The sequence below is a fragment of the Streptomyces sp. JLBG701 genome, assembly GCF_058544905.1.
This window is the reverse complement of record NZ_CM178588.1, coordinates 5149861-5164785: the sequence shown is the minus strand read 5'-3', so window position 1 is coordinate 5164785 and position 14925 is coordinate 5149861. Positions and strand designations below refer to the sequence as shown.

Sequence of the window (14925 nt, the reverse complement as noted above, 5' to 3'; positions counted from 1 at the left end):
GTGCGTGCGGTCCTCCGGCGATGTCAGGCTGCGCCGATGAACCGTGAACAGATGTCCAGGATCGCTCATGCCAAGCATCCGATTAAGGCTCCTCTCGACGACGATTCGGTGCGCGAACTGCTTGAGCACGGCATCTCCCGACCTGACGCGCGTGCGCTCGATCTCGGCTGCGGAGGAGGGGAGTGGCTCCTTCGCGCCCTGGCCACCAGCCCTGGATTGCGTGCCGAGGGCGTCGACATCTCCGAAGAGGCGCTGGCACAAGCCCGTGAGGCCGCGAGCGGCGCCGGCGTCCAGGAACGCCTCGTCCTCCACCACCAGTCAGCCGCCGACTTCACCTCCGCGCACCCCTTCGACCTGGTGCTCAGCGTCGGAGCCGCCCACGCCTTCGGCGGCCTGCTCCCCACGCTCGCGGCGGCACGCAAGCACCTGGCTCCGGGCGGACGCGTCCTGGTCGGTGACGGCATCTGGGAGAAGGAGCCCTCCCCGGAAGCCGTTGAGATGCTCGGCGACCTCACCGACCTGGCGACCACCTTGGACCGCGTCACCGCTGACGGCTGGACGCCGGTCCACGGCCACGTCAGCACCCGCCGGGAGCTGGACGATTACGAGTGGGCGTGCTGGGGCACGATGGCTGCCTGGGCCCTGGACCACCCCGATGACCCGGACAGCTCCGAAGTCCTCACGACGGCCAACACCCGCCGCTCCGAATGGCTGCATTCCTACCGGGACAGCTTCGGCTTCGTCTGCCTGATCCTGCGCCAGACCTCCGGCTGACCGGGGCCGGTAGGCGCTCGGGAGGGGGCTTGCGTCGGTGCGGCCGACCGCGCTGGTGTCGGCCGCGAGCGGAGAGCCGAGAGCCCCACGCCTGAACGACCTCGCACGGCAGGGCTGTTGGGGGGCCTCGCCCGTTCAACTCCCCGCTTCCCACACCCCCTCCCACAAAGATCGCACAGGCGGCACACTGCCCCCATGACCGCATCCGATCCCAAGGCCGACCTCCACTTCTACCTGCAGTCCGCCCGTGACGCCCTGCTGTGGAAGCTCGAAGGTCTCTCGGAGTACGACATCCGCCGCCCGCAGACGCCGACCGGTACCAACCTCCTGGGCCTGGTCAAGCACGCGACCGGCTCGGAGTTGGGCTATCTCGGTGAGGTCTTCGGACGGCCGTTCGGCGAGCCGACGCCCTGGCTCGGGGAGGATGCCGAGCCCAACGCGGACATGTGGGCCACCGCCGACGAGTCACGCGAGGACATCGTGGCGCTCTACCGCCGGGCGTGGGCACACGCGGACACGACGATCGACGCGCTGTCGCTGGACACGGTCGCCAGGGTGCCGTGGTGGCCGAGCGGCAGGAACGAGCTGACGTTGCACCACGCCGTGGTCCGCGTGATCGCCGACACCCACCGGCACGCCGGACACGCCGACATCATCCGGGAACTCATGGACGGTTCCGTCGGCATGAACAAGGGCAACGACAGCATGCCGCCGGGCGAGGCGGTGTGGTGGGAGGAGTACCGGGGCCGGCTGGAGCGGGCGGCTCAGGAAGCCGAACGAGACGCGTCTCGGCAGAAGCCAGGTCGAGACTGACTCATGCAGCCCCTCGCCCACACAGCCGTCCTCTCCGACATCCACGGCGTCCTCCCCGCCCTCGAAGCCGTGCTCGCCGAGCCCGAAGTCGCCGCCGCCGAGCGCATCGTGCTGACCGGCGACATCGCGGCCGGGCCCCAACCCGTAGAGGTTCTGGACCTGTTGCGTCAGCAGGGCGACCGCGTGCTGTGGATCGCGGGCAACGCCGACCGCGAACTGGTCGAGTACCGCAGAGGCCTACGCGACGACATCCCCGACCCGATCAGGTCGACTTCCTCGCCTCCCTCCCCACCTCACTGACCCTCCCCGTCCACGGCCTCGGCAAGGTCCTCTTCTGTCACGCGACACCCCGCGACGACGAGGAGGTCGTCCTCGTCGACTCCCGCCCCGCCCGCTGGACCGAGGTGTTCGAGGGCCTCGACGACGACATCCGCACCGTGGTCTGCGGCCACACCCACATGCCGTACGTCCGCCTCGCCCACGGCCGCCTGGTCGTCAACCCCGGCAGCGTCGGAATGCCGTACGGCCGCCCGGGCGCCCACTGGTGCGCCCGGGCGACCGACACGGAGGTGCTGGAGCTCTTCGGGCCGAGGGACGGCCGGAGCTGAGCTGAGCCGAGTCTCCATTGACTCAGGCCAGGAATGGGCACAGCGGTTGCCGTACGGCAGCCTCGGCGCCAGGACAGCCGCATAACGGGTTCACACACCTGACGAAGTCCATTACCCTGGACTGAGCAGTGCATCGCAATGAACGAACGATGAGTGAATCCGAGCCGAACCCCTGGAAGCCCTGTGAGCACCCCCAGCACAGCCGCCGCCCCGTCCACGCCAACCCCGGCCGCTTCCGCGCAGGGCGGCGGCCCGCGTGGGCTCCGGTCCCTCGGGGCCGTCGGGCCGGTCGGGCTGGTTCTGGCCGGTGGGGTCTCGGTGCAGTTCGGTGGGGCGCTGGCGGTGACGTTGATGCCGCGGGCCGGGGCGCTGGGTGTGGTGACGCTGCGGCTGCTGGCGGCGGCGATCGTGCTGCTCGTGGTCTGCCGGCCCCGGCTGCGTGGGCACTCCCGCATCGACTGGGGCACGGTCGTCGTCTTCGGCGTCACGATGGCCGCGATGAACGGCCTCTTCTACCAGTCGGTCGCCCGCATCCCGCTCGGCCCGGCGGTCACCCTGGAGGTGCTCGGCCCGCTGGCCCTCTCGGTCCTGGCCTCCCGTCGGGCGATCAACTTGGTCTGGGCAGGGCTCGCCCTGGCCGGCGTTTTCCTCCTCGGCGGCGGAGGCTTCAGCAGCCTCGACCCCATAGGTGTCGCGTTCGCCCTGGGGGCAGGCGCCATGTGGGCGACGTACATAGTCTTCAGCGCACGTACGGGCCGCCGCTTCCCCCAGGCCGACGGCCTCGCCCTCGCGATGGCGGTCGCGGCCCTGGTGTTCCTTCCCCTGGGCATCGTGGAGACGGGCACGAAGCTCCTGGACCCGACGACGGTAGCCCTGGGCTCGGCGGTGGCGGTCCTCTCCTCCGTCCTCCCCTACACCCTCGAGCTCCTCGCCCTGCGCCGCCTCCCCGCGTCCACCTTCGCCATCCTGATGAGCCTGGAACCCGCGGTCGCCGCGACGGCCGGCTTCCTCGTCCTCCACCAGTCCCTCTCCCTCACCCAGGCCGCCGCGATCGCCCTGGTCATCGCGGCCAGCATGGGGGCGGTGCGGACGCAGGTGGGGCGGGGGAAGGCGAAAGGGCTGGAGGGTGGCCAGGGGTAGTTAGGGAGACTCCCGTGAGCCGTTGAGGGAGCGTGCCGCGTGGCCCTCCTATCTTCCCGGTGTCACCAGCCCTGTCTCATAGGCGATCACCACCGCCTGGGCGCGGCTGTCCAGGTCGAGCTTGGTCATGACGCGGTTGAGGTGGGTCTTGACCGTCGCTTCGCTGATGTAGAGCCGGTCGGCGATCTGCAGGTTGGACAGGCCGCGCGCGATGAGCTTGAGGACGTCGATCTCGCGGGACGTCAAGGCGCCGAGGTCCGGCGGGGCTTGGGCGCCGGGCGTGGACCGGTCCTGGTGGGCGAACGCCTCGACCAGCCGACGGGTCACACTGGGCGCGAACAGCGCGTCACCGCCGCCGACCGCGGCCACGGCTGCCAGTAGCCGCTCGGGACCCGAGTCCTTGAGCAGAAAGCCGGACGCCCCGGCTCGCAAGGCTCCGTAGACGTACTCGTCGAGGTCGAAGGTGGTCAGGACCAGCACCCGGGGCGCCGGGTCGGCCGCGTCCGCGAGGATGCGCTTGGTGGCCTGGATGCCGTTCACGCCGGGCATACGGATGTCCATCAGGATCACGTCCGGCCGCGTCTTGGCGGCCAGCCGCACCGCCTCCTCGCCGTCCCCCGCCTCGCCGACAACCTCGAAGCCGGGCGCGGCATCGAGGAGACCGACGAGGCCCGCGCGGATGAGGAACTGATCGTCGACGACGAGGACTCTGGTCATCTCGTACGTTCGTCTCCCCACCGTGCGCCGGTCGCCGACGTCGGCAGGGTCAGGCGGACCGCGAAACCCCCCTCGGCGCGTGGGCCGACGCTGATCGTCCCGCCGTAGAGCTTGGCCCGCTCCCGCATGCCGATCAAGCCGTGTCCGCCGCCCGCCCGGAGTCTGGCCGGAATCATCCCGTCTCCGTTGTCCGTGACACTGACGGTCAGTTCATGCTGCCGGTAGTGCAGCCGCACCTGCGTGTCCGCGTGGCGGGTGTGTTTGAGGACGTTGGTCAGGGCCTCCTGGACGACGCGGTACGCGCACAGCTCGACGCCCGGGGCGAGCGGGCGCACGGTGCCCTGGATGCTCAGCTCGACCGGGACGCCACCGGCCCGGATACGCTCGAGCAGGTCGTCGAGGCGGGCGAGGGTGGGCATGGGCGCGGCCGACTCGGCGCCGCCCGGATCGTGTTCCCGTAAGACGTGGAGCATGCGTCGCAGCTCCTCCAGGGCCTCCCCGCTGGTGTCCTCGATGGTGCCGAGCGCGCCCCGGGCCGTGGCGGTGTCGGAGTCGAGGACGAACCTGGCCAGGCCCGCCTGTACGGAGATCACCGACATGTGGTGGGCGACGACGTCGTGCAACTCCCGTGCTATGCGCCCGCGTTCGGCGGCGACCTCATGGCGGATCCGCTCGGACTGCTCGACGCGGAGCCGCTGGGCGAGTTCGCGGGAGCGGCGGGCCAGCGTGCCGGACCACACCAGAACCAGGCTGAACAGCAGAGCCTGGCCCACGACCAGCCCCGTGGACAGGCCGTCGCTGATCACACCGGCGTACACCCACTTGACGGTCATCACGCACGCGCAACCGACGGCGATCCGTGTGGAGTACACCGACGCCACCGTGTACAGGGCGAGCATCGAGCCGAACGCGGACGCCACCGGCCAGTACCCCAGGCTGATGTAGGCGAAGCCGGCACACTGCACGGCCGCGAACACCACCATCGGTGCCCTGCTGCGCAGGGCGACGGGCAACTGCGCCAGGGCGAGCAGCACATAGGCAGGGGCGTCGAGTTCCGGCCAGCCCCGCGCCGCCGACGTCTGACCCAGCCGGACGGCCACCCACGTGAAGGCGAGCGCCATCAGTGTGTCGACGACGACCGGCCGGGGCGTACGCATGCGCATCGCCGCAGCGTAGCGCCGGTGCTCGCGCCGCAGCGTCAACCTCCTGCGGTACCGCGGAAGTTGCAGGAACCACTACGGCGGAAGTTGCAGACGCGTGCGACTACCGCACCAGGTGGGACGGGACCTCAACCCGCTGCGGGACGCGGCGGCTGTGCCGCCGCCCTACCGTCATGGCACAGCGGCACCGCCCGACCAGCGGCCGCCGCACAGCCCGAGGATCACGAGGGGGTGTCCATGCGACTGCCGACGATGACGTGCGTCTCGCGACGAGTACGGATGCTGGCAATGGCCTGCGTGCTGGCTCTGACGGGCGCGCTGGCGCAGGTGCCGCTCGGCACGACCGGGGAGGCGTTCGCCGCCGAACCGGAAGTGCCTGGCTGGTACATGCTCATGAACGACTACTACGACGGTACGACCGGCCACGGTGACGGCAGAAGGCGCTGCCTCAGCACCAACGCTCAGACATCCACCAGCGGCTCCGGTACCCACATGGTGTACCTGGCGGAATGCAACGCGGCCACCCCGGGCCAGTGGTGGCGGGTGGGCGATCTGGACCCGTTCGTGCCGGTTTCACTGCGTAACTATCAGGACTACAACAACTACGAGACCTGGTGCCTGAGCGCCAACTGGACCACGCCACCCGGCGGCGGTTCCGGAACCCACGGCGCCTACACGGCACGCTGCAACGCGGACACCGCCGGTCAGGGGTGGTCGGTCAATGGGTGGGACACCGTCAACAACCGCTGGCGGATCACCAACGCGGTCTACGACCCCACGACCTGGGAGTCCTATGACTTGAGCGCATCGCACAACAACCCGTACCCCGACGGTGGCACCTACCGTGTCTACACCTCCCGTTACAACAGTTCGACGCTGCAGCAGGTCTGGCGGCTGTACCAACCGGCGGGGCGGCCCAACTGCACACCCTGCGGATAGCGTCTCGGACGGGGGGCGAGACGATCGGTGGTCACGCTGGAAGAGCTCATTGACTGACCCGGGCCGGCCGCAGGATGCGCGGCCGGCCCGGTGACATGCGGGATGTGAGATGCGGGATGCCGGTCAGGCGACCGCCTGGCCCACGACCGTCTCGTCGAGCCGCTTGACCTTCGGGGCCAGCAGCACGAGCAGTGTGCCCAGCGCACACAGACCGGACACGAGCCACAATCCGTTGGTGAAGCCGGAGTCGAGATAGAACTGCGTGCCCTCCATCACCGCGCCGTTCCTGGAGATGACCACGAACACGAGCTGGATGAAGACCGACTGCGCGACTCCCTGGATCAGGAACTGGGTGCCGTTGGCCAAAGCCTGCTCCTCCGGTGCCACCGTCCCGATGATCATGATGGGGGTGATGGCCATGACCAGTCCCACACCGGTGCCGACGATGAAGCCCCAGATCGCGAACTGACCGACTGTTTCGTGGAGTTGGGTGCTCAGGGCGAATCCCACGGTGGTGAGGATCCCCCCGAGTCCCAGCAGGATCCGCGTGTCGACCCGTCGGGCGAGTGCCCCGGCCGCGACGGCCACCGCGATGGTGGTCAGGCTCATCGGAGCGAGGACCACGGCGTTCTTCGTCGCCGACCAGCCCAGACCGCCGGAGACGTTCGGGATCTTCGGCATGAGCGCGAGGAGTTGGAGGAGCAGGCCGACGGCCAGGATGGCCCCCGAGGCCACGGCGGTGGCCAGCAGGACCGTCCAGACCGGGCGCCGCGTCAGAATCGACAGCGGGAGCAGCGGGTTGGCGACGCGCTTCTCGACGAACACGAAGGCGATCACCGCCAGCAGCCCCCCTCCGATGTAGGCGAAGGTCTTTGCGCTGGTCCAACCCCAGACGGAGCCCTCTCCGATGCCGTAGACGACCGCGGTGAGGCCGCCGCCCAGCAGGAGCCCGCCGACCCAGTCCATGCGGGCGCGTGCCTGACGGACCGGGCTCTCGGGCACGAAGGCGAGCAGCAGTGCCAGGCACACCACCGTGGAGATCACCATGAACCACAGCGCGCCTCTGAAGCCGTGGTTGTCGATGACCCACGCCGACAGGAACGGACCGCCGAGGCCGACCAGGCCGACGCTGCCCCCGAGGAACCCGCTGGCGGGCCCGACCAGGTGGCGGGGGAACACGTCGCGGGCCATCGAGTAGGCCAGTGGCGCGGCCGGGCCATAGACCCCGGCGATGCTCCGGCCGACGATCAGCATGTCGTAGTTCGTCGAGAGCGCGGCGATCAGATCGCCGACCAGGCCGAACAGCGCGATGACGACCATGACGCGCTTCTTGCCGTACATCGCGGCGGCCTTCATGACGAAGGGCGTGGCGAAGGTTCCGACCAGTGCGGTGCTCAGGGTGAACCAGGCGATGTGGGTGGTACGGAAGTGGATCGCGATCTCCGACTGGGCGTTGCCGGACAGCATGCTGACGATCGGCATCAGCGCGACGGCCCAGAGCAGGGAGAGGACGACGAGCGTGTGGCGCACGCCGAGGCCGGTCTCCTCCTCGGCTGCCGGTGGTGAGGTGGTCTTCGTCTGGGACATGTGGGGGGCCTTCCTGAGCTCGGCACGAAGTGGCGTGAGCATGACAAGATCAAACGTGGCGCTGTGGGGAAGTGTGCGTCCGTGATGTGCGCTAGTAGAAAACACCTCGTATCACGGAGGCTGCAAGGCGGTCATTGTTACGACTGCGATACGGGCGGTGGGATTGATTTATCCGTTCCCGGCCGCCTCGGGAGGGTGATTGCGGTCGCTACTGTGGCCTGGGGTTTTGTTGCTGCCAGGTGATGGGTGGTCTCGTATTCGCTCGGCGAAACGTGGCCTAACTCACGCGCTGCTGACGCCGCTTGTACCAGTCGGTCCATTCGCTGATCGCCAACTCGACGTCAGTCGGTCGGCTTCTCCCACACCGATACGTGCTTCCTGCTCTCGCTCGTGAACGGCTCCCGCGTCCACCCCTCCCACCGCTCCCGCAGCCGCATCCCGGCCAGCCGGGCCATCAGGTCCAGCTCCGCGGGCCACACGTACCGGAACGGGATGGACAAGAACGAGCCGTGGCCGTCCTCGACCCTGACGTGGTGCGAGCTCATCGACTGGGTGGCGATGTCGTACGTATCGAAGCCCAGCCGTGTCTCGCCCACATGGAACGGCACGGCGTTCTGCCCGGGCGGGAGCCGGCGCAGGTCGGGGATCGAGACCTCGATGACGAATGTGCCGCCGGGCTGGAGGTGGGCCGCGGCGTTGGCGAAGCAGGCCACCTGGGCGTCCTGCGTCGTCAAGTTCATGATCGTGTTGAAGACCAGGTAGGAGACGGAGAAGTCGCCGGCCACCCTCGTCGTCGCGAAGTCTCCGATCGTCACCCCGATCGCGTCGCCGCCGGGCTTGGCGCGCAGCCGGGCCGTCATCGCCCGGGACATGTCGATGCCGTGGACCTCGACGCCGCGCCGGAACAGCGGTAGCGCGAGGCGGCCGGTGCCGACGCCCAGCTCCAGGGCTCGCCCCGTGCCGGCCAGCTCCGCCAGGACATCTACGGCCGGATCGACGGCGTCCGACTCGAACATCTCCGCCGACGACTCGTCGTACGTCGCCGCGACGGACTCTCCGAAGTAACCATCCTCATCGATCATCGGCCGACCGTACTGCTGGGGACGCGGACGGGGCACGCGAATATTCCTGCCCCCGATTAATGCAAGCACGCTTGCTTGTTTCTGGTGTCGCTGCAATGCTCGCCCCATGGCCGACCCGACGCCCGTCATCGACGACCTGTGTGCCGAGAGCGAGGAACTCGACCTGCTCGTGGCCGAGTTGAGCCCCGAACAGTGGGCGCTCGCGACCCCCGCCCCCGGCTGGACCGTCGCCCACCAGATCGCCCACCTGGCCTGGACCGACCACTCCTCCGTGCTTGCCGTGACCGATCCGAACGCCTTCGCCCGCGAGGTCGAGAAGGCGCTCACCGCGCCCGGGGACTTCGTGGACAACGGCGCGGAGGAGGGGGCCGGCAAGCCACCCGCGAAGCTGCTCGCGGAGTGGCGGGCGGGGCGCGAGGCCCTGGCAGACGCGCTCCGGACCGCACCCGACGGCGCCCGTTTCCCCTGGTACGGCCCGCCCATGTCGACCGCCTCCATGGCCACCGCCCGCCTCATGGAGACCTGGGCCCACGGCCTGGACGTGGCCGACGCGCTGGGTGTGACCCGCACCCCCACCGACAGGCTCCGGCACATCGTCCGCCTCGGCGTCCGCACCCGCGACTTCTCCTTCGGCGTGCATGGGCTGACCCCGCCGTTCGAGGAGTTCCGCATCGAACTGACCGCCCCCTCGGGCGAGTTGTGGATCTACGGCCCCGAGGACGCCACCGACCGCGTCACCGGCCCCGCGCTCGACTTCTGCCTCCTGGTAACCCAGCGGGCGCACCGCACCGACCTCGCCCTCCACGCCGAAGGGGACGACGCGGAGCAGTGGCTCGACATCGCCCAGGCCTTCGCGGGCCCGCCCGGCAAAGGACGCGCGCCCAAGGCGGCCGGCCGGTGACGACCCTCCGCATCGGCAACGCCTCCGGCTTCTACGGCGACCGCTTCGACGCCATGCGCGAGATGCTCACCGGCGGCGAAGTGGGCGACCTGGACGTCCTCACCGGCGACTACCTCGCCGAGCTGACCATGCTCATCCTCGGCCGCGACCGCCTGAAGAGCCCCGACGCCGGTTACGCCCGCACCTTCCTCCGCCAGTTGGAGGAGTGCCTCGGCCTCGCCCACGAGCGCGGGATCCGCATCGTCACCAACGCCGGTGGCCTCAACCCGGCCGGACTCGCCGACGCCGTACGGAAGTTGGCCGACAGGCTCGGTATCCCCGTCAGTGTCGCCCACGTCGAGGGCGACGATCTCACCGCCGCCCACCCCGGCAGCCTCGCCGCCCACGCCTACCTCGGCGGCTTCGGTATCGCTGCCTGTCTGCGCGAGGGCGCCGACGTCGTGGTCACGGGGCGGGTGACGGACGCGGCCCTGGTCACCGGCCCCGCGGCCGCCCACTTCGGCTGGACCCCGGGCGACCCCGACGCATACGACCGGCTCGCCGGCGCCGTCGTCGCCGGACATGTGCTGGAGTGCGGCACCCAGGCCACCGGCGGCAACTACGCCTTCTTCACCGACCACGACCCACGGCAGCTGCGCCACCCCGGCTTCCCCCTCGCCGAGATCCACGCGGACGGCAGTGCCGTCATCACCAAACACCCCGGCACCGGCGGCGTCGTCGACGTCGGCACGGTCACGGCCCAGCTCCTCTACGAGACGGGCGGCGCCCGGTACGCCGGGCCCGACGTCACCGCCCGCCTCGACACGATTCGGCTCACCCAGGACGGCCCCGACCGGGTCCGCGTCGAGGGCGTGCGCGGCGAGGCCCCGCCCCCGACCCTCAAGGTCGGCCTCAACCGCCTCGGCGGCTTCCGCAACGAGGTCGCCTTCGTCCTCACCGGCCTCGACATCGAGCGCAAGGCCGCACTCGTCCGGGACCAGATGGAAGCCGCGTTCGGTCAGGCCAAGTCCCGTCCCGCGGACGTGCGTTGGGACCTCGCCCGCACCGATCACCCCGACGCCCCCACCGAGGAGACCGCCAGCGCCCTCTTCCGGCTCGTCGTACGGGACCCGGACCAGGAAGTCGTCGGACGAGCACTGAGCGGGGCCGCCATCGAACTCGCCCTCGCCAGCTACCCGGGCTTCCATGTGCTGACGCCACCTGGAAAGGGGGCGCCCTATGGGGTCTTCGAGGATGTGTACGTCCCCCATGGCGCCGTCCCACATGTGGCCGTCCTCCATGACGGGCGCCGCCTGCCTGTGCCTCCGGCCCACGACACCCTCGTACTTGAAGCAGTGCCGCAGCCGCCCTTGCCCGAGCCGTGGCCGTCCACCGGACGGACCCGCCGCGCCCCCCTCGGCCTCGTCGCCGGCGCCCGCAGTGGTGACAAGGGCGGGAACGCCAACGTCGGTGTCTGGGCCCGCGGCGACGACGCCTGGCGATGGCTCGCCCACGCCCTCACCGTCGACCGTTTCCGCGAACTCCTCCCGGAGACAGCCGACTTGACCGTCACCCGGCACGTCCTGCCCAACCTCCGCGCCCTCAACTTCGTCGTCGAGGGAATCCTCGGCGAGGGCGTCGCCGCCCAGCACCGTTTCGACCCGCAGGCCAAGGCGCTCGGCGAATGGCTGCGCTCCCGCCACCTGGACATCCCGGAGGCACTCCTGTGACCGTCCTCTCCTCCGCCCTGGACCCGGTCGGCCCCGACTACCGGGCCAACCGCGACGCCATGCTCGCCAAACTTGACCAGTTGACCGCCGAGCACGCCAAGGCCCTCGCAGGCGGCGGCCCCAAGTACGTCGAACGGCACCGGAAGCGCGGCAAACTGCTCGCCCGTGAGCGCATCGAGCTGCTCCTCGACCCCGACACACCCTTCCTGGAACTGTCGCCGCTCGCCGGGTACGGCAGCGACTACACCGTCGGCGCCTCGCTCGTCACCGGAATCGGTGTCGTCGAGGGCGTGGAGTGCCTGATCACCGCCAACGACCCCACCGTTCGCGGCGGCGCCAGCAACCCCTGGAGCCTGAAGAAGGCCCTCCGCGCGAACGACATCGCGCTCGCCAACCGGCTGCCCTGCATCAGCCTCGTCGAGTCCGGCGGCGCCGATCTCCCTTCCCAGAAGGAGATCTTCATCCCGGGCGGGGCCATCTTCCGCGACCTCACCCGGCTCTCCGCCGCCGGGATCCCCACGCTCGCGGTCGTGTTCGGCAACTCAACGGCCGGCGGCGCGTACATCCCCGGCATGTCCGACCACGTGATCATGGTCAAGGAGCGGGCGAAGGTCTTCCTCGGCGGGCCGCCCCTCGTCAAGATGGCGACCGGCGAGGAGAGCGACGACGAGTCGCTGGGCGGCGCGGAGATGCACGCGCGCGTGTCGGGACTCGCCGACTACTTCGCCGTGGACGAGCCGGACGCCCTGCGCCAGGCACGCCGCGTGGTCGCCCGCCTCAACCACCGCAAGGCGTACGCCGATCCGGGGCCGGCCCAGCCTCCCAAGTACGACCCGGACGAGCTGCTCGGCATCGTCCCCGGCGATCTGAAGACCCCCTTCGACCCGCGCGAGGTCATCGCCCGCGTCGTCGACGCCTCCGACTTCGACGAGTTCAAGCCCCTCTACGGGACGAGCCTGGCGACCGGCTGGGCCACCCTGCACGGCTATCGTGTCGGCATCCTCGCCAACGCGCAGGGCGTGCTGTTCAGCGAGGAGTCGCAGAAGGCCGCCCAGTTCATCCAGCTCGCCAACCAGCGCGACATTCCCCTGCTCTTCCTGCACAACACCACCGGCTACATGGTCGGCAGGGAGTACGAGCAGGGCGGCATCATCAAACACGGCGCGATGATGATCAACGCGGTCAGCAACAGCCGCGTGCCCCACCTGTCCGTCCTCATGGGTGCCTCCTACGGCGCCGGCCACTACGGCATGTGCGGCCGCGCCTACGACCCCCGCTTCCTCTTCGCCTGGCCCAGCGCCAAGTCGGCCGTCATGGGCCCCCAGCAGCTCGCCGGCGTCCTGTCGATCGTCGCCCGCCAGTCGGCGGCCGCGAAGGGACAGCCGTACGACGAAGAGGCGGACGCCGCCCTGCGCGCGATGGTGGAGCAGCAGATCGAGTCCGAGTCCCTGCCGATGTTCCTGTCCGGGCGGCTGTACGACGACGGCGTCATCGACCCGCGCGACACCCGCACCGTCCTCGGCCTGTGCCTGTCCGCCATCCACACGGCGCCTTACGAGGGCGCGCGCGGTGGCTTCGGCATCTTCCGAATGTGAGGGATTTTCTCTTGATAGGGACTGTGCTCGTCGCCAACCGTGGCGAGATCGCCTGCCGCGTCTTCCGCACATGCCGTGAGTTGGGAATCCGAACGGTCGCCGTGCACTCGGACGCCGACGAAAACGCCCTCCACGCGCGCGTGGCCGACGCGACGGTACGGCTGCCGGGGGCCACGCCCGCCGAGACGTATCTGCGCGGCGACCTGATCGTGAAGGCGGCCGTCGCAGCCGGCGCGGACGCCGTGCACCCCGGCTACGGCTTCCTCTCCGAGAACGCCGACTTCGCACGCGCCGTCCGCGACGCCGGCCTCGTCTGGATCGGGCCGCCCCCGGAGGCGATCGAGGCTATGGCGTCCAAGACGCGTGCCAAGGAACTCATGGGGATCGAGCCCCTGCGCGAGGCCACCGAGGCCGACCTGCCGGTGCTCGTGAAGGCGGCCGCAGGCGGCGGGGGGCGCGGAATGCGCGTCGTGCGCCGCCTGGAGGAGCTCAGCGCCGCCTTGGAGGGCGCGCGCACCGAGGCCGCGAGCGCCTTCGGCGACGGCGAGGTCTTCGTCGAGCCCTATGTGGAGGGCGGCCGGCACGTCGAGGTGCAGATCCTCGCCGACACACACGGCACGGTGTGGGCTCTCGGCACGCGCGACTGCTCCCTCCAGCGCCGCCACCAGAAGGTGATCGAGGAGGCCCCGGCGCCCGGGCTCTCGGAGGGGCTCGCGGAGGAGTTGCGCGCGCTGTCCGTACGCGCCGCGCGCGCGGTCGACTACGTGGGCGCCGGCACGGTGGAGTTCCTGGTCGCCGACGACAAGGCCCACTTCCTGGAGATGAACACCCGCCTCCAGGTGGAACACCCCGTCACGGAAGCCGTGTTCGGCATAGACCTGGTCGCGGAGCAGATCCGCGTCGCCGAGGGCCACCCCCTCGCCGACACCCCGCCACACGCGCGTGGCCACGCGGTGGAGGCCCGCCTCTACGCCGAGGACCCCGCCGACGACTGGACCCCCCAGACGGGCACCCTGTACCGCCTCACCGTCCCGGACGGAGTACGCCTGGACACGGGCTACGAGGGAGGCGACCCGATCGGCGTCCACTACGACCCGATGCTTGCCAAGGTCATCGCACACGCCCCCACGCGCGCGGAGGCGATCCGCAAACTGGCGGGCGCACTGGAGCGGGCAACGATCCACGGCCCGACCACGAACAGGGCCCTCCTGGTGAACTCCCTGCGCCACGAAGAGTTCACGTCGGCCCGCATGAACACCGCCTTCTACGACCGCCCCCTCGCCGCCCCCGCCTTCACCCCGGACCCGCACGCCCCGCTGGCCGCGGCCCTGTCCGGCGCTCATGGCCGCTCCCGTTTCGGCGGCTGGCGCAACGTGCTGTCGCAGCCCCAGGTCAAGCGCTACGCGATGGCGGGCGAGGAGTACGAGGTCCAGTACCGGCACACGCGCGAGGGCCTCGCGGCCGACGGGGTACGGGTCGTGCACGCCGACGCGCGTCTGGTCGTACTCGAAGTGGACGGCGTGCAGCGGAAGTTCGAGGTCGCGCGGTACGGCGACGAGGTGTACGTGAACAACACGGCACTGAAGGCCCTGCCCCGCTTCCCTGACCCGGCAGCCCAGCACGCACCGGGCTCTCTCCTCGCCCCCATGCCGGGAACGGTGGTCCGGGTGGCCGAGGGCTTGGCCGCAGGAGCCGCTGTACGGGCCGGAGAGCCCCTGCTGTGGCTGGAGGCGATGAAGATGGAACACAAGATCACAGCACCGGTCACAGGAACGCTGAGCGCGTTGGGCGTAGTACCTGGACAGCAGGTGACGGTCGGCCAATTGCTGGCGGTAGTGCAAGAGACCTAAGGGGCGCGGGGCTGCATCAATTTGCGGCTACCGCCGCGCGGGCGCGACCA

Annotated in this window: 12 protein-coding genes and 1 pseudogene; 9 read left to right on the top strand and 4 right to left on the bottom strand. The window is 70.3% G+C overall.

Translation table 11 applies throughout. The features are described from left to right. Positions 1-36: 36 nt before the first annotated feature. The 4 genes and pseudogenes from AC5DRG_RS23580 to AC5DRG_RS23565 all read left to right on the top strand — a co-directional run bounded on the left by AC5DRG_RS23580 (position 37) and on the right by AC5DRG_RS23565 (position 3335). Entirely contained in the window at positions 37-774 is a 738-nt protein-coding gene (locus AC5DRG_RS23580; RefSeq protein ID WP_491812606.1) for an SAM-dependent methyltransferase, read from the top strand. Positions 775-969: 195 nt separating this feature from the next. Then, positions 970-1587 (top strand): DinB family protein, encoded by a 618-nt coding sequence (locus tag AC5DRG_RS23575; protein ID WP_491812605.1) that lies wholly within the window; start codon positions 970-972, stop codon positions 1585-1587. A gap of 3 nt (positions 1588-1590) precedes the next feature. Further along, positions 1591-2195, top strand: a pseudogene (locus AC5DRG_RS23570) (metallophosphoesterase family protein). A gap of 183 nt (positions 2196-2378) precedes the next feature. Then, on the top strand, positions 2379-3335 hold the full coding sequence (locus AC5DRG_RS23565) for an EamA family transporter (protein WP_491812604.1): 957 nt from the start codon (positions 2379-2381) through the stop codon (positions 3333-3335). A 48-nt stretch (positions 3336-3383) separates the two neighbouring features. Here AC5DRG_RS23565 and AC5DRG_RS23560 read toward each other — a convergent pair whose 3' ends face one another. Together AC5DRG_RS23560 and AC5DRG_RS23555 are read right to left on the bottom strand one after the other, a co-directional pair. Continuing rightward, positions 3384-4052: a response regulator gene (locus AC5DRG_RS23560; RefSeq protein WP_491812603.1), complete on the bottom strand. Its 669-nt coding sequence runs from the start codon at positions 4050-4052 to the stop codon at positions 3384-3386. Then, positions 4049-5215: a sensor histidine kinase gene (locus tag AC5DRG_RS23555; protein WP_491812602.1), complete on the bottom strand. Its 1167-nt coding sequence runs from the start codon at positions 5213-5215 to the stop codon at positions 4049-4051. The genes AC5DRG_RS23560 and AC5DRG_RS23555 overlap by 4 nt, the downstream gene beginning before the upstream one ends. Positions 5216-5449: 234 nt before the next feature. Here AC5DRG_RS23555 and AC5DRG_RS23550 point away from each other — a divergent pair, with 234 nt between their 5' ends. Beyond that, positions 5450-6151 carry a hypothetical protein gene (locus AC5DRG_RS23550; RefSeq protein WP_491812601.1) on the top strand — a complete coding sequence of 234 codons (702 nt, stop codon included), beginning with the start codon at positions 5450-5452 and terminating at the stop codon, positions 6149-6151. Positions 6152-6274: 123 nt separating this feature from the next. Here the strand turns inward: AC5DRG_RS23550 and AC5DRG_RS23545 are convergent, their stop codons facing one another. Together AC5DRG_RS23545 and AC5DRG_RS23540 are read right to left on the bottom strand one after the other, a co-directional pair. After that, positions 6275-7738 carry an MFS transporter gene (locus tag AC5DRG_RS23545; RefSeq protein ID WP_491812600.1) on the bottom strand — a complete coding sequence of 488 codons (1464 nt, stop codon included), beginning with the start codon at positions 7736-7738 and terminating at the stop codon, positions 6275-6277. A 341-nt stretch (positions 7739-8079) separates the two neighbouring features. Then, a complete protein-coding gene (locus AC5DRG_RS23540; RefSeq protein WP_491812599.1) occupies positions 8080-8820 on the bottom strand; it encodes a class I SAM-dependent DNA methyltransferase in 741 nt (246 codons plus the stop codon). Between the two features lie 106 nt (positions 8821-8926). Between AC5DRG_RS23540 and AC5DRG_RS23535 the strand changes: the two genes are divergently transcribed. From AC5DRG_RS23535 to AC5DRG_RS23520, 4 genes are read left to right on the top strand one after another with little or no spacing between them, the layout of a single operon-like run. Next, the gene (locus AC5DRG_RS23535) at positions 8927-9721 is read left to right on the top strand and encodes a TIGR03084 family metal-binding protein (protein WP_491812598.1); all 795 of its coding nucleotides are present in this window, start codon (positions 8927-8929) and stop codon (positions 9719-9721) included. Continuing rightward, entirely contained in the window at positions 9718-11430 is a 1713-nt protein-coding gene (locus tag AC5DRG_RS23530) for an acyclic terpene utilization AtuA family protein (protein WP_491812597.1), read from the top strand. The genes AC5DRG_RS23535 and AC5DRG_RS23530 overlap by 4 nt, the downstream gene beginning before the upstream one ends. Beyond that, a complete protein-coding gene (locus tag AC5DRG_RS23525; RefSeq protein WP_491812596.1) occupies positions 11427-13025 on the top strand; it encodes an acyl-CoA carboxylase subunit beta in 1599 nt (532 codons plus the stop codon). Before AC5DRG_RS23530 ends, AC5DRG_RS23525 begins: the two co-directional genes overlap by 4 nt. Before the next feature lie 11 nt (positions 13026-13036). Then, the gene (locus AC5DRG_RS23520; protein WP_491812595.1) at positions 13037-14875 is read left to right on the top strand and encodes an acetyl/propionyl/methylcrotonyl-CoA carboxylase subunit alpha; all 1839 of its coding nucleotides are present in this window, start codon (positions 13037-13039) and stop codon (positions 14873-14875) included. Positions 14876-14925: the final 50 nt, after the last annotated feature.

What these genes read in the sequence shown, in the direction of transcription:
- AC5DRG_RS23545 (WP_491812600.1), bottom strand. Translation starts at nt 7,738, where the DNA reads ATGTCCCAGACGAAGACCACCTCACCACCGGCAGCCGAGGAGGAGACC.
- AC5DRG_RS23560 (WP_491812603.1), bottom strand. Translation starts at nt 4,052, where the DNA reads ATGACCAGAGTCCTCGTCGTCGACGATCAGTTCCTCATCCGCGCGGGC.
- AC5DRG_RS23555 (WP_491812602.1), bottom strand. Translation starts at nt 5,215, where the DNA reads ATGCGCATGCGTACGCCCCGGCCGGTCGTCGTCGACACACTGATGGCG.
- AC5DRG_RS23580 (WP_491812606.1), top strand. Translation starts at nt 37, where the DNA reads ATGAACCGTGAACAGATGTCCAGGATCGCTCATGCCAAGCATCCGATT.
- AC5DRG_RS23575 (WP_491812605.1), top strand. Translation starts at nt 970, where the DNA reads ATGACCGCATCCGATCCCAAGGCCGACCTCCACTTCTACCTGCAGTCC.
- AC5DRG_RS23535 (WP_491812598.1), top strand. Translation starts at nt 8,927, where the DNA reads ATGGCCGACCCGACGCCCGTCATCGACGACCTGTGTGCCGAGAGCGAG.
- AC5DRG_RS23550 (WP_491812601.1), top strand. Translation starts at nt 5,450, where the DNA reads ATGCGACTGCCGACGATGACGTGCGTCTCGCGACGAGTACGGATGCTG.
- AC5DRG_RS23540 (WP_491812599.1), bottom strand. Translation starts at nt 8,820, where the DNA reads ATGATCGATGAGGATGGTTACTTCGGAGAGTCCGTCGCGGCGACGTAC.